We start from the raw sequence: 18,437 nt of genomic DNA, 5'->3' as shown, positions 1-18,437 counted from the left end.
CTCCGTTAATAGTTACGAGAGAAGTTGCTTAAGCTTGTTCGCAAATCCGGATTCTGTCACTGACACGACGACACGCATATCTTTCCCTATCGCGGCACCGATCGTATATCGGTCGCTCACTTCAACGAAAGGAACACCATACGATGTACATTTGTCGGTAACCCGTTTTCTCGTCGACGCTCCCGCGTCTCCGGCAAGAATGACGAGCTTGGCGCGGCCAGCCCGTATATCCTTCAACACAAACTCTTCTCCCATCGTTACTTTCCTCGCCCGTGCGGCGAGGCCTAACAATGATTCCCACTGACTCATGAAACGTCACCTTCAACAGACTGTCTGAGCTGTTCATAGAGCGTCTCACTCGTTTTCACTTTCAAATGATGATCAAGCGTCCGTTTTTTTTCTGCTAGACGAATCACATCGATATCTTTAGACAAGTAAGCGCCTCGACCGTTCAGTTTTCCTGACACGTCGATGACGACGTCGCCTTCTGGCGTCCGTACGACACGAATCAAGTCTTTCTTCGGCAACATTTCTTGCGTGACCACGCATTTGCGCAAAGGAAGTTTCTTTTGCTTCATGGTCATTCCTCTTCTTTTACCGCGGTTGGTTCAACTGCTACGTCAACTGAGTCAGCCTGTTCCATTTCATTGTGAACAATTTCTGGCTCCGATTCAACTTTTTCAGCGTACGTATCGAACAAGTCGAGCGCTTCCGCGTCCGTCTCGCTCTTGATGTCGATTTTCCAACCTGTCAACTTAGCCGCGAGACGCGCGTTTTGTCCACGCTTTCCGATGGCGAGTGACAACTGGTAATCCGGTACGACGACCGTCGTCGATTTAGCCGGTTCGTTCACATAAACCGCGACAACTTGTGCCGGGCTGAGTGCGTTTTTCACGAACTCTTTCGGATCCTCCGACCAACGGACGATGTCGATCTTCTCACCGTTCAACTCATCGACAATCGTTTGAACACGTTGTCCTTTTGGACCGACGCAAGCACCGACCGGGTCAACGATATCCGAATGGACGGCGATTTTTGAACGATCTCCCGCTTCACGTGACACTGACATGACATCGACCGTCCCGCTCGCGATTTCCGGAACTTCAAGCTCGAACAAACGACGAAGCAGTCCCGGGTGCGTCCGTGATACTTGAATCGCCGCACCTGATCCTTTTGTCGTTGAATCGACTTTCGTCACGTACACTTTGATGCGGTCGTGAATCTGATATGACTCGTTCGGCATCTGTTCGTTCGGTGTGAGCACCGCCTCGATGTTGTTCTCGAGACCGATATACAAGTTGCGCGGGTCGAACCGCTCGACGATTCCCGTCATGATCTCGTCTTCCTTGTCGGCGAAGTGGTTATAAATCCGCTCGCGCTCAGCTTCACGCATCTTTTGCGTGACGACTTGTTTCGCCGTCATCGCAGCGACGCGACCGAAGTCGCTCGGAGTCACTTCTTCTTTATGGAAGTCGCCTAGTTCATAGTTCGGGTCGATTTCATGCGCTTCTTCGAGTGAGAGTTGCTGGTCGGGTTGCGTGAGACGCTCGACGACCTCGATTAATGCAAACACGCGAATGTCACCTGTCACTTGGTCGAACTCGACTTTTACGTGTTCGTTCGGGTTCGCGACATTTCGGCGATAAGCCGAGATGAGCGCTTGCTCGAGCGCATCGATGATGATGTCTTTCTCGATTCCCTTTTCATTTGCAATCTGTTCGATTGTTGTGAGTAATTGTGGCCCCATCTTTACCTCTCCTTAACTAAACGTGACCGCTAGGCGGGCTTGTGCAATTTTGTCTACTGGTAGCGTGATCGCTTTTTTACGTGTCTTAATCCGTGTCTCGACGACGGCTGTCTCACCGTCATACGCTGTCAAAACGCCTTCGAACTCTTTGGCACCTTCAATCGGAGCGAACGTCTTAATGTAGACGTTCTTTCCGATCGCCCGTTCAAAGTCGACCGGTTTCTTGAGCGGGCGCTCCGCACCGGGACTCGAGACGTCAAGATAATAGGCTTGTTCGATCGGGTCGGTTTCGTTTAGTTTTTCCGAGAGCTGTTCGTTGATGTTGACGCAATCATCTAAATCGACGCCCCCCGGCTTGTCGATGTAGACACGCAAGAACCAGTCTGGACCTTCTTTCACGAATTCAACGTCGACTAATTCCATGTTCGCTTGCTCGACGATCGGCAAAGCGATGACTTCGACGACCTCTGTTATTTTGGACACTCTCATCCCTCCTTCTGGCTTTTACATACAAGAAAGGAGTAGGGTTCCCTACTCCTTTCCGTCGTAGTATCCAACTTTGTTCGATACTAATATATCATATTTTCCCGTTTTTCTGCAACTTACACCCCAAAATCAAAGAATGACAGTTGGTTCTCGTCCGGGAGACCTTCGAGACATTTCATCGTATCAAGCGTCTCGATGATCGTCTTCGATAGTTTAGCTCGCTTCCGCAAATCTTCTTTCGATAAGAACTGCCCTTCGGCACGCGCATCGACGATCGCTTTCGCCGCGTTCGTGCCGAGTCCGTCGACCGCATTGAACGGTGGAATGAGCGTGTTGCCTTCGATCAAAAATTCGGTCGCGCTCGACCGGTACAAGTCGATGTTTTGGAACTTCATTCCGCGCTCGAGCATCTCGAGGGCGAGTTCGAGCACGGTATGGAGGCCTTTGTCTTTCGCCGTCGCTTCAAACCCTTTTTCACGAATGTCAGACATCGCTTTTCGTACCGCTTGTGATCCTTTGATCATCGCCGACAAGTCGAAATCGCCGGCGCGGACCGTGAAGTACGTCGCATAGTACAGAATCGGATGATGGACTTTGAAGTAAGCGATGCGGACGGCCATTAAGACGTAAGCGGTCGCGTGCGCTTTCGGGAACATGTACTTGATTTTCTTACAAGATGAGATATACCATTCCGGAACGCCGTTCGCTCGCATCTCGGACTCCATCTCTTCGCTCAATCCTTTCCCTTTCCGTACCGACTCCATGATTTTGAAGGCGAATGACGGCTCAAGACCAGCGTATATGAGATAGACCATGATGTCGTCTCGACAGCCGATGACGTCTTTCAGTTCACACGTGCCGTTGTAAATCAATTCGTTCGCGTTGCCGATCCAAACGTCCGTCCCGTGTGACAGTCCAGAAATTTGGACGAGCTCCGAGAACGTGGACGGTTTCGTCTCTTCGAGCATCTGCCGCACGAACTTCGTACCGAACTCAGGGATGCCAAGCGTCCCCGTCTTCGACTCGATCTGTTCCGGGGTGACGCCGAGCACTTCCGGAGACGAGAAGATTTTCATGACGGTCGGATCATCGGTCGGAATCGTCAGCGGGTCGATGCCCGACAAATCTTGGAGCATCCGAATCGCGGTCGGGTCATCGTGACCGAGAATGTCGAGCTTGAGCAAGTTGTCATGAATCGAATGAAAGTCGAAGTGGGTCGTCTTCCATTCAGACGTCTTATCGTCAGCCGGATATTGAATCGGAGAGATCTCAGCGATATCCATATAGTCCGGGACGACGATGATTCCACCCGGGTGCTGCCCGGTCGTCCGTTTGACGCCGGTCACACCGGACACGAGCCGATCGACCTCGGCGTTACGGTAAATCTTATCGTTCTCGGTCGCATAGCCTTTCACGTACCCGTACGCCGTCTTGTCGGCGATCGTACCAATCGTCCCGGCACGATAGACGTACTCTTCGCCGAACAACACTTTCGTGTAGGCGTGGGCGTGCGGCTGATATTCGCCCGAAAAGTTCAAATCGATATCCGGGACTTTATCCCCTTTGAAACCGAGGAACGTCTCGAACGGGATGTCGTGACCGTCTTTTTTATACCATGTGCCGCATTCCGGACACTCCTTGTCCGGCAAATCGTACCCTGAACCGACCGACCCATCATTGAAGAAGTAGGAATGCTTACACTTCGGACAGACGTAGTGCGGTGGGAGCGGGTTGACCTCAGTGATTTCCGTCATCGTCGCGACGAGACTCGAACCGACCGATCCCCGCGACCCGACGAGGTATCCGTCGTCGAGCGATTTCTTCACGAGTTTGTGCGAGATCAAGTAAATGACGGCAAATCCGTGACCGATGATCGATTTCAGTTCTTTCTCGAGCCGGGCCTCGACGATTTCTGGAAGTTCATCGCCATAAATCGAACGGGCCATGTCATAGCTCATGTTGCGGACTTCATCATCCGCCCCTTCAATCTTCGGCGTGAACAGTTCATCCGGGATGATTTGAATCGACTCGATTTGATCGGCGATCGCGTTCGGGTTCGTGATGACGATCTCACGGGCGAGCTCGTCGCCGAGGAACTTGAACTCTTCCATCATTTCTTTCGTCGTCCGGAAATGCGCGTGCGGGAGTTCTTTACGCGTGTTGATGAAATTCGCCCCGCCTTGCGTACGGATTAAAATCTCCCGGTACGAGCGATCCGTCCGGTCGAGATAGTGAACGTTCCCGGTCGCACAAACAGGGAGATCTGCTTGCTTCGCGACACGGATGATCCGTTTGATGATGTCACGCAGTTCAAGTTCGTTCGCGACGATCTCTTTATCAATTAAATGAAGATACAGCGCGGGCGGATGGATCTCGATGAAGTCATAGAACGACATCATCTTCTCGAGTTCCTCGTCTGACTTGTTGAGCGCGGCATCAAAGATCTCGCCATTGTCGCAGGCGGAGCCGATGAGAAGCCCTTCTCGTCGCTTCACAATTTCCGATCGCGGCATCCTTGCCTGTCGATACAAGAAGTCGATATGTGACAATGTGATCAACTCGTACAAGTGGCGTAGGCCCGGCTTCTTGTTTTTCGCGTAAATCGTCGCGTGGAACGGACGAATCTTCGAGACGTCACTCCCTACTTTCGCGTTGAGCGAGCGGTGCGTTTGCATCTCGAACATCTGCTTGGCGAGGTCGAGTAGCTTCATCAGCAAATACGCCGTGGCCTCGGCATCGTAAATCGCCCGGTGATGCTGGGTCAGTTCGATATCGAACCGTTTAGCGAGCGTATTGAGCCGGTGGTTCTTGAGCGTCGGTAAGATCGTCCGGGCGAGTTCAAGCGTGTCGATGACCGGATAATTGTCCGGTTCATGTCCACCGCTCCGAAGTGTAGCTTCCAGAAAGCCCATGTCAAACGATGCGTTATGGGCGACGAGAATCCCGTCACCGCACCAGTCGACGAACTGCTTCGTGATCACTTCCGGGTCCGGTTGACCGTGAACCATGTCGTCCGTGATCCCGGTCAATTCAATCGTCGTCGCCGAGAGTGGATGTTTCGGATCGGCGAACGCCTCGAACCGGTCGATGATTTCCCCGTCTTTGATTTTGACGCCGGCCAGTTCGATAATCTTGTTGTAGACGGCTGAAAGCCCGGTCGTCTCGACGTCAAAGACGACGTATGTCGCCTCGTCGAGCGGTACATCGGTCGGGTGGTAAGCGACCGGGACACCGTCGTTGACGACGTTTGCCTCGACACCGTACAAAATCTTGATATCGTTCTTCTTACCGGCGTAATACGCCTCAGGGAACGACTGCACGCCCGCGTGGTCGGTGATGGCGATGGCGCGGTGCCCCCATTTGGCTGCCCGAGCGACGACTGCCGACACGTTTGTGACCGCATCCATCTGGCTCATCTGTGTGTGTGCATGAAGCTCGACACGCTTCTCTCCTTCCCATTCATCACGGGCAGGCTCGACTTTCACTTCTTGAAGTTGCGATGCCATCATGCACAGTTCGCGCATGAAGCTGTCATCTTCGACGCGCCCGGCCGCTTGAATCCACATGCCTTTTTTGACGGCGCTCAGCATCCGGTCGTCATCGTCGTCTCGTGCGAACACTTTGACGATGAGCGAATCCGTGTAGTCGGTCAGTTTGAACGTGAACAGTTTCTTCCCGCTTTTCAACTCTTTTCGTTCTGCGGAGAAGACGAGCCCGCGAATCGCGACGCGGCGCTCTTCTTCGATGATCGTCTTGATTTGGACGATCTCATCTTTGATCAAGGCGCCCATACGCACTTCGGTGACGGGTTCCTCATTCGATTCGGTCGTCTTCGCGAACTGGGCGGCCAAGGCGAGTTTTGCCTGCTCGATATCTTCTTGAACGACTTGTTCACGCAGCGCTTGATTCGCCTCCGCATCTTCAGAGAAGTGTGCCTGGCACGGTTTTTTCGTGAAACCATACGCGCTATAGAGCGCCTGCACTTCTTGGCACAGCTCTTTGTCGACATAACTCGCCTCGGGAGCCGAACGGACCGGGATGAGCAGTTTATTCTGTTCGAAACGCGGTCTGACCGAAGCGAAGTAACTGCGCATCGCACCTGACACTTGGCTCAGTTCGCTGACGATGCGTGGCCAATAATCGATATAATCCGCCTCCGTGCCACCCACCTCGGTCGTGAAACGCGCATACACTTCGTCCGCGAACGTCGCGTAACGGTTTTCGAGACGGCTCATGAATAACTGATGGACGTCATACGGGAGCACATGATGGACGCGAAAATGGAACGTCCACGTGCGCCGCTGTTTATTGACGACGAGTCGTGTCAGTTCGGCACCATCAAATTGGTCCGTCTCGGTCGTGATGCCGAGGTCGTTCAGTAACAATAACATCTTCTGATTTGCTTCCACGGGTAAGTAGTCCCCCCCTTTAATCATACGGTGTCGAAAAATGAAGGTGACGGCAAGAAACCGTCACCTTCATCGATCAATGCGTCTCGTTAAGTTGCGCGACAATCACTTTCGGCAACTCATCTACCGTTGTTTCAATCACGTCGCCCGTAGCACGGACTTTTACTTCGACGATGCCTTCACCGGCTTTTTTCCCGACGTTGATTCGAATCGGCAAACCGATCAAATCGGCATCGGCGAACTTGACGCCGGCCCGTTCTTTACGGTCATCATACAACACATCGTACTTCGACGACAGCTGTTCGTAAAGACGGTTCGAAAGTTCGAGTTGCGTCTCATCTTTCGCGTTGATCGCAATCAAATGCAAATCAAACGGTGCGACACTCTTTGGCCACACGATACCGCGGTCGTCATGATGCTGTTCGACGATTGCCGAAAGCGTACGTGAGACCCCGATGCCGTAACAACCCATGATCAATGGTTCGGCCCGTCCTTCCTCGTTCAAGAACGTCGCCCCCATTGCTTCTGAATAACGCGTCCCGAGCTTGAACACTTGTCCGACCTCGATGCCTCGCGCGAAGCGAACAGGGCCTGACTCGTCTGGCGCCATATCGCCTTCGACGACGAACCGAAGATCATGGTACGTCAAATGGGCGAGGTCACGCTCGGCGTTGACGTGCAAGAAGTGCGTGTTCGCCTCATTCGCGCCGCACACCGCGTCAAGCAAATACTTGACGGCATAGTCAGCAACGACTTTCACCGGGGCGTTGATCGGTCCGAGCGTCCCTGGCTCACATCCGAACAGCTCGATGATTTTCGCCTCGTCCTCCATTTGGATGTCGAGTCCGCCGAGCGCGTTCTTCACTTTGACGTCGTTTGCTTCGTGATCACCGCGGACGATCGCCATGACCGTCTCACCATCGACGTTGAAGAGGACCGACTTGATCGTCGTCTTCACATCGACATCGAGGAAACGGGCGACGTCTTCGATCGTCTTGTTGTCTTCTGTGTCGACTTTCTCAAGCGATGACACGTCTCCTGTTTGCATCTCATAACGGTCTAACGTCTCGGCCATCTCGATGTTTGCTGCGTACGAAGACGAGTCTGTATAGACGATCGTATCTTCGCCGATAGCGGCGAGCGCTTGGAACTCATGCGTATCTTTTCCGCCGATTGCGCCTGAATCCGCCACGACCGGACGATACTTTAATCCGACCCGGTCGAAGATGCGTGAGTAGGCGTTATACATGTTGTCATACTCTTCATCCAAACCGGCTTGGTCGGCATGGAATGAGTACGCGTCTTTCATCAAAAACTCACGACCGCGGAGCAGCCCGAAACGCGGACGGCGCTCGTCGCGATATTTCGCTTGAATTTGATACAAGTTGACCGGCAATTTCTTATATGAGTTCAACTCGTCACGTACGATCGAAGTGATCAACTCTTCATGTGTCGCACCGAGGGCGAAGCGACGGTCGTGGCGGTCCGTCAAGCGCATGAGTTCAGGACCGTAAATTCCCCAGCGTCCCGTCTCTTCCCACAGCTCGGCCGGTTGGATCGCCGGCATGAGCAATTCTTGTGCTCCGGCACGGTTCATCTCTTCACGGATGACGGTTTGGATATTTTGTAATACTTTGTGACCGAGCGGCAAATACGAATAGATGCCGGCCGCGTTTTGACGAATAAATCCTCCACGGACGAGAAGCTGGTGGCTGATTGCCTCAGCATCAGCAGGAACTTCTCGAAGTGTTGGCATAAGCAATCTCGATTGTTTCATAGGTATCAACGTTTCCCTTCTCTAACACGTTCTATTTGAAAAATGATTGGATATCGTTCCACGTGACGATGAGCATCAACAGCATCAACAGTGCGAAGCCGATGAAATGCACAAAGCCTTCTTTCTTCGGATCGATCGGCCGGCCGCGTACAGCTTCGAAGATGAGGAAGATCAGTCTTCCACCGTCGAGGGCCGGGAGCGGCAATAAGTTGAAAATGGCCAAGTTGACGGAAAGGAGTGCCGTCCAGTTGAGGAGCATGATGAGCCCGCTCGCCGCGACTTCGTCCGTCATGCGGACGATCCCGACCGGTCCGGCCAGTTGATCGACACCAACTTGACCCGTCACGAGGTCTCCGACGGCAGAAAAGATGAGCGTCGACATCGTCCACGTCGTCTCGGCACCGGTCGTGAACGCTTTCGTCGGCGACCGTTCAAGCGCGTTCGTGACCCCTAAGATCCCGACCGTCTCCCCGTTTTGCTCAAGCGGTTGCGGCGTGAGCGTGACCGTCTGTTCTGTACCGTCACGGACGTACGTCACTTCTGTCGGCACGTCAGCCCGGTCCGCGAGCGCGGAGCGTAATTCCGCCCAATTGTCGAGTTCGTTTCCTTCGATTGAAACAATTTCATCTCCGGCCATGAGCCCGGCCGCAGCCGCAGCTGATTCCGGTTGGACCGTCCCGATTTGTCCGTCATCCGTCGGTGTCCCTTGGACGAGGCCGACGACGACTAACAAGATGAAGGCAAGGACGAAGTTCATCGCCGGGCCGGCCGCGATGGCGAGCACACGTTTCCACACCGATTGGGCCCCGAACGTCCGGTCGTAAGGTGCGATTTGAATTTCCATGCCTTGGTCGACAAGGAGTGTCTCTCGTTCGAGCTCGTAAACCCGAACCTCTTCATCGACGAGCAGTTGCACTTTCAACTCACGAATCGAATCAAATTTATCAACAGTCCCGACGACATGAATGTCTGTCGCCTCGTCTGGCTGAAAATAGACACGGTCGACCGTACCTGTCTTCGTCAAACGCAAACCAACGTGTTGACCCGCTTTCACTTCGATCGGTTCAAAATCTTCTCCTGCCATTTTGACGTATCCGCCGATCGGCAAAAGCCGAATCGTGTAGAGCGTCTCATTCTTTCTAAAAGACAGAATTTTCGGCCCGAAGCCGATTGCAAATTCATGACAGAGAATCCCTGCCCGTTTCGCCATGACGAGGTGGCCCCATTCATGGACTGAAATGAGTACCCCAAACATCAAAACGATGGCGATAAAAGTCGTCATTGTCTATTCCCCACCTTCACTTTCCTTGCTGAATCTGTTCACGAACCGCCTTGTCGACTTGTAATATTTGCTCAAGTGTCGGTTCTTCAATCACTGCATGGGCTTCCATCGCTGCTTCGACGAGCCGTTCGATATCTAAAAACGCGATTTCTCCGTTCAAGAACCGCTCGACAGCCGCTTCGTTCGCCGCGTTGAGCACCGTCGGCATCGAACCGCCGGCACGTCCGGCATCAAAGGCGAGCCGGAGCGCGGGATAGCGTACAAAATCCGCTTCCGCGAAATGGAGCGTTCCGATTTCTCTCAAGTTTAACCGCTTGTTCCCTTCGATTTCAAGCCGTTTCGGTGCAGACAACGCATAAAGGATCGGTCCGCGCATATCCGGGTTGCCGAGTTGTGCCATGACGGCAGCGTCTTTAAACTCGACCATCGAATGAATGATTGACTCGCGATGGAGCACCACTTCAATATCATTATAATCGATATCGAACAACCAGTGCGCCTCGATGACTTCGAGTCCTTTATTGAACATCGTCGCCGAGTCGATCGTGATCTTTGCCCCCATCGACCAGTTTGGGTGATTGAGCGCCTGCTCGACGGTCACATCAACCAATTCTTCCCGCGTTTGGTCGCGGAAGCTACCGCCTGATGCCGTCAAGATGATCTTCGCGACATCTTCGCGGCGTTCCCCGTTCAGGCATTGATAGATGGCCGAATGTTCACTATCGACCGGAAGCAAGTTGACACCGTACTCTTTGACGGCGGCCATGACGAGATGCCCTGCCGTCACGAGCGTCTCTTTGTTCGCGAGCGCGATATCTTTGCCGGCTTTGATCGCAGCGAGCGTCGGTTCAAGTCCGACCGCTCCGACGACTGCGGTGACGACCACATCAGCCCGTTCCGCCGTCGCACATTCGATCAACCCTTCCAGTCCGATGAAAAAGAGTGGTTCGTATGTAAGGCGTGGTTTGAGTTGTTCGAGCACTTCGATATTTTTGGCCGACACGTATTTCGGACGAAGGCGGTTGATCCATTCTTCGGCTACCTCGATATTCGTTCCGAACGCATATGCCTCAAGTTCAAACAAGTCGGGGTGCTGCTCGATCACGTCGCACGTCTGTACGCCGATCGAGCCAGTCGCCCCGAGTAAGCTGATTCGCTTCATCTTGACACTCCTTTATAACAAATTGAAAATCCAAATGACCGTGAACACCGCGATCATACTGTCGAACCGGTCCAAAATCCCACCGTGGCCAGGCAATAAATGACCCGAGTCTTTCACACCATAATGACGTTTATATGCCGATTGTACCAAATCTCCGAGCTGGCCGACGACCGCGACGACGATGGCGAGGATGACGACTTCTATAAACGGTAAGATTGGATCGACTAAAATAAACACCAGACCAGTGATGATGGCCGACACGATACCACCGACCGCTCCTTCGATCGTCTTGTTCGGACTGATCGACGGCCAGAGTTTCGTCTTCCCGATCGCTTTTCCAGTGAAGTAGGCACCGGAGTCGGTCGCCCAAATGATAAAGAGCACGAGGAGTACTTTACTAAGCCCGTCTTCTGAGAGACGGACGAGGGCAAAACTTGAGAAGCCGATGACGAGGTACACAGCCGAGACGAAGTAAAAGCTGGCGTCTTCATATGTGAAACGGTTTTTCGTGACGACCGTCCAAAAAAGCAGCAACGTTAAACCTAAAATCATCCATTGGTTGACCGACATCGGCAAGTCGCTCATGTCCATTTGACGTTCGAGCAGCATCATCACGAACGGGAACGCGACGAGAAGCGCGGTCACGAGAAACGGGAACGCGGTCAACTTGTGCTTCCTCATCAACGTGAACTCGCTCAACCCAATCAAGGCGAGCACACCCATCAAGATGACGAACGGACTGCCGCCAAGGGCAATCAACGTCACGAAAATCGCTCCGGCCCAAAGACCGGTTATGATTCTTGTTTTCATGTCACACCACCAAACCGGCGCGTCCGCATATTGTACGCTTCAATTGCTTCCATGAAGTGATCACGCTTGAACTCTGGCCACAACACGTCTGTAAAGTGTAGCTCGGCATATGCCCCTTGCCATAGTAAGAAGTTCGACAGGCGCTGTTCACCGCTCGTACGAATGATCAAGTCCACGTCTTGCATATTCGTCATGAGCCGTTCCCCGATCATCACATCATCGATCTGTTCAGGCTGGATTCGTCCAGCCGCCACATCTTCGGCGATCAGCCGCATCGCTTGAACGAGTTCGTCACGGCCACCGTAGTTCAAGGCGAAGACGAGGTCTAGCCCTGTGTTCGTCGCCGTCCGGGTCCGGGCCTCGTCGACCGCCTCACGTGTGCCCCGGGGCAATCTCGTCACGTCTCCTGCGACTAGGACACGGACATTTTGCTCATCGAGCTCTTTTAAGTCCGTCTCCAAAAACTGCTTCGGCAACTTCATCAAGAAGTTGACTTCTTCTTCTGGACGGGTCCAATTCTCTGTCGAGAACGCGTAAAGTGTCAACGACTTGATCCCGAGTTCTTGAGCCGTCCGGACTGATTCCCGGACCGATTTCATCCCTTCCCGGTGACCCATGATGCGCGGGAGCCCACGTTTCTTCGCCCAACGGCCGTTGCCGTCCATGATGATGGCGACGTGTTCAGGGATGCTCAATTCCGCCTCGGTCTTCGTGGTCGGATTCATCCATTTAAACATACTCTATCCTCCTGATTGTATGAAAGAGGGACCCTCTCAATAAAAGGGTCCCCACACAGCTTTTTGGTATACCACTTCCGTGATTACACTTCCATGATTTCTTTTTCTTTGACCGCTGCAGATTCATCAATCTTTTTGATGTAAGAATCCGTTAACGTTTGGACGTCGTCCGCATAGCCGCGAAGATCGTCTTCCGTCAAATCACCGTCTTTTTCGAGCTTCTTCAAGTTCTCGTTGGCGTCACGGCGGACGTTACGGACCGCTACTTTCGCTTCTTCCGCATACTTCTTCGTGATTTTAACGAGTTCTTTGCGGCGCTCTTCCGTTAAAGCTGGGATGGCGAGACGGATGACCGTACCGTCAGACGATGGTGACAAACCGAGGTCCGCTTTTTGAATCGCTTTCTCAACTTCCGAGACGAGTGATTTGTCCCACGGTTGAATCAAGAGAAGGCGCGCTTCTGGTGTGTTGATGTTCGCCACTTGGTTGAGTGGCGTCGGCACACCATAGTAATCGACTTGGACCGGATCCAAAATCGATGCGCTCGCGCGACCTGTGCGAAGCGTCCCGAAGTCGCGTTTAAGCGCGGCATGGGCTTTCTCCATTTTTTCTTCAGCAGTTTTCAACACTTCATTTACACTCATGAATTGATTCCTCCTACTACCGTCCCGATATGTTCCCCGAGTACGACACGTTTAATGTTTCCTTCTTCAAGCAATGAGAATACAATTAGTGGAATGTGATTGTCCATACAGAGTGATGTCGCCGTCGAGTCCATGACTTGGAGACCGTCTTTGAGTACGTCCAAGTACGTGAGCGTCTCGTACTTCACCGCTTCCGGGTCGTGTTTCGGGTCGGCAGAATAGACGCCGTCCACGTTGTTTTTCCCCATCAAGATGACGTCAGCTTCAATTTCGGCTGCCCGAAGTGCCGCTGTCGTGTCTGTCGAGAAATACGGGTTGCCCGTTCCGGCCGCGAAGATGACGACACGTCCTTTTTCAAGGTGACGCATCGCACGACGACGGATGTACGGTTCCGCGACTTGGCGCATTTCAATCGAAGTTTGGACGCGTGTTTGGACGTCGTGTGATTCAAGGCTGTCTTGAAGCGCGAGTGAGTTAAGGACTGTCGCGAGCATGCCCATATAATCGGCGTTCGCCCGGTCCATACCGAGTTCGCTACCGGTTTTCCCGCGCCAGATGTTGCCGGCGCCAACGACGACGGCGACTTCTACACCCATTTCCACGAGTTCTTTAATTTGTCCAGAAATCGAGTTGACGATCGATGGATCGATGCCGTACCCTTGATCACCTGCGAGCGCTTCTCCACTCAATTTTAACACAATTCTCTTATATTTCGGTTCCATACTTTGCCTCCTCTTGCTTGAAAAAAGGGAACACGCTCCCTTAACGAACTAACTCAAGGTTATACAGACGTGTTCCCAATTTTGAATGCATCACGTGTGACGCAGATTATTTTTTAAGTTGGTTCATAACTTCTTCAGCAAAGTTTTCTTCGCGTTTTTCCATGCCTTCGCCGACTTCGAAACGTACGAACGAGTTGACACGGCCGCCTTTAGACTCTACATATTTCCCAACTTTGAAGTCAGCGTCTTTGACGAATGTTTGGTCAACGAGGCAGATTTCCTCGAAGTACTTGTTCATGCGTCCTGCAATCATCTTCTCGACGATGTTCGCTGGCTTGCCTTCGTTGAGTGCTTGTTCAGTCAAGACTTTCTTCTCGCGGTCAGCTTCTTCAGCAGAAACTTCGTCGCGTGTCGCGTAAAGTGGACGTGCTGCTGCTACGTGCATCGCAACGTCTTTCGCAACTGTCTCGTCTGTCGTGCCGTCGATGATGACGACCGAACCGATGCGTCCGCCCATGTGGAGGTATGTGCCGAACACAGCGTTGTCCGCTTTTTCAAGGACTGCGATACGACGAAGTGAGATTTTCTCTCCGATTGTCGATGCTTCTTCTTGAATGTGTGTCTCGAGCGTCTTACCTGCTACGAATTCAGAAGCGAGTGCTTCTTCCACTGTCGCTGCGCCTGAAGCGAGGACTGCGTTCGCAACGTCTGAAACGAGCGTTTGGAACTTCTCGTTTTTCGCAACGAAGTCTGTTTCTGAGTTCACTTCGACGAGTGTAGCTTTGTTGCCGTCAACCGCTACTGCCGTCAAACCTTCTGCTGCGATGCGATCGCCTTTAGCTGCTGCTTTTGCGATCCCTTTTTCACGAAGGAAGTCGACTGCCGCTTGCATGTCACCGTTTGTCTCAGTGAGTGCTTTTTTGCAATCGAGCATACCTGCGCCTGTTTTTTCACGAAGTTCTTTTACCATTGCTGCTGTAACTGCCATCGGAAATTCCTCCTTGTAACACTACAAATTTTTAGAAGAAGGCACGATGCCTTCATATGCATGTCCTAAAAAAAGGTGATAAAAGGCTTTCCCTTTATCACCTGTTGTCTAACTGATTACTCAGCTTCTGTAGCTTCTGCTTCAGGTGCTACAGCTTCTTCAGCAACTTCTTCTTCGCCTTGTTTCGCTTCGATGATCGCATCTGCCATCTTCGAAGTGAGCAATTTAACCGCACGAATCGCATCGTCGTTCGCTGGGATGACGTAGTCGATCTCGTCTGGGTCACAGTTTGTATCGACAATCGCAACGATTGGGATGTTCAATTTGTGAGCTTCTGCAATCGCGATACGCTCTTTGCGTGGGTCAACGATGAAGAGTGCATCTGGAACGCCTGGCATATCTTTGATTCCGCCGAGGAACTTCTCAAGACGTGTCATTTCTTTTTTCAAGATGATGACTTCTTTCTTAGGAAGTACTTCGAACGTGCCGTCTGCTTCCATTTTCTCAAGTTGCTTCAAGCGGTTGATACGCTTTTTGATTGTTGAGAAGTTTGTGAGTGTTCCACCCAACCAACGCTCGTTGATGAAGTACATACCTGAACGGAGTGCTTCTTCTTTGATCGTGTCTTGAGCTTGTTTTTTCGTACCTACGAAGAGGACGTTTCCGCCTTCTGCCGCGAGTTCACGAACGAAGTTGTAAGCTTCGTCTACTTTTTTGACCGTCTTTTGAAGGTCGATGATGTAGATCCCGTTACGCTCCGTGAAGATGTATTTCGCCATTTTTGGGTTCCAACGGCGTGTTTGGTGACCGAAGTGGACACCTGCTTCGAGCAATTGTTTCATTGAAATTACTGCCATGATAAATTTCCTCCTTGTGGTTTAAAAAGTCCTCCGCCTCGTTCATCTTTGTATTCCGACCTTTCGGCACCGAGGAATACCATCCCGAGACGTGTGTGATGTGTTTAACACCGAGAATTACTATAGCATATGTCACCGAATCCGGCAACTCTCACTTGCCCCGAAATTTTGCATATAACGCCATCTCGCCTTCTCCTTTTCCAAGAAGACGGGCCGCGTCGCGCACAGAGTGCCGGAGTAACGTCTCTTCGACGAGTTGTTGGTCCGATGGTTGATCCTCTTCCACTCGCTGAACGGGAAGTGAATCCGGTTCACGCGACGTCGATTCAACCACAACGTCTTGTTTGACGACATCGTTCATCGATTCCATGAACGACAACAACAGCGCCTCGGTTTCACGCTTCTCGACCTCGAGCCGTTCCACCCGTTCCTTCAACGTCTGCAGCTGCTTAAACACGATGAGGAGAGCGTAAGTGACGACGATAGCCACGATGAGTAATACGATTGTCATCTGTTCCCCTCCTCACGATGTCTTTTCTTCTAAATAAGAGCGTCCGAGCGCTGCTTTGAGTGTCTTCAACGCTTTTGAATGGATTTGCGAGATGCGTGACGTCGACAAGTCGAGCACCTCACCGATCTCGGTCAACGTCAACTCGTCAAAATAAAAGAGTGAGACGACGAGCCGCTCTTTTTCGGACAGATGTTCGATTTCGGTCGTCAACACATCGATGAGCTCACGTTGCAACAGCGTCTCTTCCGGTTTCTCTGAATCCGGGTCAAAATACGTGACAGACATGACTTTTCCTTCTTCTTGTAACGTCACCGCCTCATCTATCGACAACATGTTAGCGAAATATCCTTCCGCCATCGCTTTCTCAATTTCTGAAACCGGCAACGCGCAGGCAGCGGCCAGTTCTTCTTTCGTCGGTGCGCGGTGCAACGACTGCTCGAGCTGTTCGGCGATTTGGTCGATTTTTTTGACCCGCTCCCGGACCGAACGCGGCAACCAGTCGATTTTCCGAAGTCCATCGATGATCGCCCCGCGGATCCGAAACGCCGCATACGTATCAAACTTATTGTTGTGTTCTGGATCATATTTCATGAGGGCATCGTACAATCCCATGTAACCCAAACTCTTCAATTCGTCGCGTTCGACGCTTTTCGGGAGCGTCACGATCATTCGTTGTACGTGATAATGGATGAGAAATTCATAATGAGATAATAGTTCGTTCGCCGTATCCATATCACGGTCACTGTTCCAACGATCCCACAACTGAGTAAGCTGAGTCGTCATGTCGATCCCCCCTTAAATTTCTTTTGTTCCTACACTGACAGTCCGAATCGATAAGACGGACGTCGCCACATCAAATTCGATTGTGCGGCCGTTATGGCCGCCGCAATCTTCAGCGACAAGCGGGATCCGGTGCGCTTTCAACGCTTTTCGAATCGCCTCGGCGTTTCGTTCACCGATTCGCATCGCCTCGTTCTCATACTTGAATTGAAACATTTGGGCGCCTCCGGCCATTTTCGCCTGCAACCGGTTCGCCCCGGCCTGATTTAATGATTTCACGAGCGCGTCGATCGCCGTATCGGCGTACTTACCTACCTCGATCGTCTGATGTTTGCGGGCGATATTCGAATCTGGCAACATGACGTGGGCCATCGCCGCCACTTGGGTGCGGACGTCAAACAGGATCACCCCGACACATGAGCCGAGACCGGCCGTGCGAAGGCGGTTCGGTGCCGACGTCTGCTTCCATTCGGCGATGCCGATTTTGAGCACTTCAACCATGGCCGAGCAACCGCCGTTCGATTTGTTTAAGTGAGCCGTGCGTCGGTAGGAACAACACATGGCCGGCACTCACTTTGTCGTCTATTAAGAATGTCGTATCGATATAAAGCGCCGCATCTTCTTCCGGTTGGACCGAAGTGACGACGAATTCGACGATTGACCCGGCCATGTCGATCGCTGTCGCCGGTACTTGAATCATGATCGGCGTCATGAGCCAATCGCTCAAGGCACGGGCATACGCCCCGCTCATAATGTTTCCGATCTCTTCCCAGGCCGACTGGCCGAGTTCGTCCGCCGTGGCGAACGTGAACGGCGTCCCAATCAATGATGTGACCATCGTCTCGGCATCGTCGACCGGGAACAAGATGAGGATCATGCCACTAATGTCTCCTCCGAGTTCGAGCAAGACGGACGCGACGTGCCGCTCGGGACCGCCGACACGTTCCGGCAAGTAAGTGATCGGTTCCATCTCGGCAGACGAGACGGTGATGTTGACCGGTTTTGCCAAGAGTGTCGACAACGCCGTGGCGGCGTGACCCGACCCGATGTTGCCGAGCTCTTTCAACAAATCTTGTTCAAACTCACTCAGCATGCTGGTCCTCGAACAAGGCGTTGGCGTCGAGGAGTGAGAACAACTTGTCTTCCCCTTTCGCGATCGCCGTCAAATGCGCCGACAACATATCCTGACTCGATTCCGGGATCGGCTCGATGCGCACGTCGTCGCTTTCGACGACTTCGTTCGCTCGATCGACGATAAACCCGGCGTCTCCTTGATTCAAAGAGGCGATGAGAATGCGCGTCTCGTCTGTCGCTTCGATTTCCTCGTAGCCGAGACGGAGGCGAAGATCGATCACCGGGGTGACGACCCCGCGTAAGTTGATGACACCTTTCACATGTGCCGGGGCGTTCGGGACCCGGGTCACCGGTTGCAGACGCTCAATCGAACGGACCGATTGGACGTCGATGCCGTACGTGTTGTCTGCGAGTGAGAAGACTACCCATTTTTGTTCCATCATTCTTCCTC

The 18,437-nt window shown here is 52.4% G+C and carries 19 protein-coding genes; all 19 read right to left on the bottom strand.

Features of this window, described 5'->3' with window-relative positions; genetic code table 11:
- Positions 1-12: 12 nt before the first annotated feature.
- Positions 13-309 carry a YlxQ family RNA-binding protein gene (locus tag L971_RS08425; RefSeq protein ID WP_024370141.1) on the bottom strand — a complete coding sequence of 99 codons (297 nt, stop codon included), beginning with the start codon at positions 307-309 and terminating at the stop codon, positions 13-15.
- Positions 306-584 (bottom strand): RNase P modulator RnpM, encoded by a 279-nt coding sequence (rnpM, locus tag L971_RS08420; RefSeq protein ID WP_167601153.1) that lies wholly within the window; start codon positions 582-584, stop codon positions 306-308. The genes L971_RS08425 and rnpM overlap by 4 nt, the downstream gene beginning before the upstream one ends.
- On the bottom strand, positions 581-1,747 hold the full coding sequence (nusA, locus tag L971_RS08415) for a transcription termination factor NusA (RefSeq protein ID WP_024370139.1): 1,167 nt from the start codon (positions 1,745-1,747) through the stop codon (positions 581-583). Before nusA ends, rnpM begins: the two co-directional genes overlap by 4 nt.
- 12 nt (positions 1,748-1,759) lie before the next feature.
- The gene (gene rimP / locus L971_RS08410; protein ID WP_024370138.1) at positions 1,760-2,230 is read right to left on the bottom strand and encodes a ribosome maturation factor RimP; all 471 of its coding nucleotides are present in this window, start codon (positions 2,228-2,230) and stop codon (positions 1,760-1,762) included.
- A 119-nt stretch (positions 2,231-2,349) separates the two neighbouring features.
- Positions 2,350-6,642 (bottom strand): PolC-type DNA polymerase III, encoded by a 4,293-nt coding sequence (locus tag L971_RS08405; RefSeq protein WP_047375373.1) that lies wholly within the window; start codon positions 6,640-6,642, stop codon positions 2,350-2,352.
- Between the two features lie 76 nt (positions 6,643-6,718).
- A complete protein-coding gene (locus L971_RS08400; protein ID WP_047375371.1) occupies positions 6,719-8,419 on the bottom strand; it encodes a proline--tRNA ligase in 1,701 nt (566 codons plus the stop codon).
- Between the two features lie 31 nt (positions 8,420-8,450).
- Positions 8,451-9,701, bottom strand: coding sequence for an RIP metalloprotease RseP (rseP, locus tag L971_RS08395; protein WP_047375369.1), 1,251 nt, complete (start codon positions 9,699-9,701; stop codon positions 8,451-8,453).
- Between the two features lie 16 nt (positions 9,702-9,717).
- Positions 9,718-10,863, bottom strand: coding sequence for a 1-deoxy-D-xylulose-5-phosphate reductoisomerase (gene dxr, locus L971_RS08390; protein ID WP_047375368.1), 1,146 nt, complete (start codon positions 10,861-10,863; stop codon positions 9,718-9,720).
- Positions 10,864-10,875: 12 nt separating this feature from the next.
- Entirely contained in the window at positions 10,876-11,673 is a 798-nt protein-coding gene (locus L971_RS08385; protein ID WP_047375365.1) for a phosphatidate cytidylyltransferase, read from the bottom strand.
- Positions 11,670-12,410 carry an isoprenyl transferase gene (locus tag L971_RS08380; protein ID WP_024370132.1) on the bottom strand — a complete coding sequence of 247 codons (741 nt, stop codon included), beginning with the start codon at positions 12,408-12,410 and terminating at the stop codon, positions 11,670-11,672. Before L971_RS08380 ends, L971_RS08385 begins: the two co-directional genes overlap by 4 nt.
- An 83-nt stretch (positions 12,411-12,493) precedes the next feature.
- Complete coding sequence (gene frr / locus L971_RS08375; RefSeq protein WP_024370131.1) at positions 12,494-13,054, bottom strand: ribosome recycling factor; 561 nt, start codon at positions 13,052-13,054, stop codon at positions 12,494-12,496.
- Positions 13,051-13,776: a UMP kinase gene (pyrH, locus tag L971_RS08370; RefSeq protein ID WP_024370130.1), complete on the bottom strand. Its 726-nt coding sequence runs from the start codon at positions 13,774-13,776 to the stop codon at positions 13,051-13,053. Before pyrH ends, frr begins: the two co-directional genes overlap by 4 nt.
- 106 nt (positions 13,777-13,882) lie before the next feature.
- On the bottom strand, positions 13,883-14,764 hold the full coding sequence (gene tsf, locus L971_RS08365) for a translation elongation factor Ts (RefSeq protein WP_024370129.1): 882 nt from the start codon (positions 14,762-14,764) through the stop codon (positions 13,883-13,885).
- Between the two features lie 116 nt (positions 14,765-14,880).
- Complete coding sequence (gene rpsB, locus L971_RS08360) at positions 14,881-15,621, bottom strand: 30S ribosomal protein S2 (protein ID WP_021067146.1); 741 nt, start codon at positions 15,619-15,621, stop codon at positions 14,881-14,883.
- A gap of 151 nt (positions 15,622-15,772) precedes the next feature.
- On the bottom strand, positions 15,773-16,132 hold the full coding sequence (locus L971_RS08355; protein ID WP_024370128.1) for a hypothetical protein: 360 nt from the start codon (positions 16,130-16,132) through the stop codon (positions 15,773-15,775).
- A 12-nt stretch (positions 16,133-16,144) separates the two neighbouring features.
- Positions 16,145-16,915: a FliA/WhiG family RNA polymerase sigma factor gene (locus L971_RS08350; RefSeq protein ID WP_029335375.1), complete on the bottom strand. Its 771-nt coding sequence runs from the start codon at positions 16,913-16,915 to the stop codon at positions 16,145-16,147.
- Between the two features lie 12 nt (positions 16,916-16,927).
- Positions 16,928-17,413, bottom strand: a complete 486-nt coding sequence (locus tag L971_RS08345; protein WP_047375359.1) for a chemotaxis protein CheD — start codon at positions 17,411-17,413, stop codon at positions 16,928-16,930.
- Positions 17,406-18,005, bottom strand: a complete 600-nt coding sequence (locus L971_RS08340) for a chemotaxis protein CheC (RefSeq protein WP_047375357.1) — start codon at positions 18,003-18,005, stop codon at positions 17,406-17,408. The genes L971_RS08345 and L971_RS08340 overlap by 8 nt, the downstream gene beginning before the upstream one ends.
- Positions 17,995-18,426 carry a chemotaxis protein CheW gene (locus tag L971_RS08335; RefSeq protein WP_024370124.1) on the bottom strand — a complete coding sequence of 144 codons (432 nt, stop codon included), beginning with the start codon at positions 18,424-18,426 and terminating at the stop codon, positions 17,995-17,997. The genes L971_RS08340 and L971_RS08335 overlap by 11 nt, the downstream gene beginning before the upstream one ends.
- Positions 18,427-18,437: the final 11 nt, after the last annotated feature.

It is taken from the genome of Exiguobacterium sp. ZOR0005 (assembly GCF_000798975.1).
Lineage (GTDB): Bacteria > Bacillota > Bacilli > Exiguobacteriales > Exiguobacteriaceae > Exiguobacterium > Exiguobacterium aurantiacum.
Note: the sequence above shows the minus strand (reverse complement) of the source record. Positions and strands in the feature narration are given on the sequence as shown.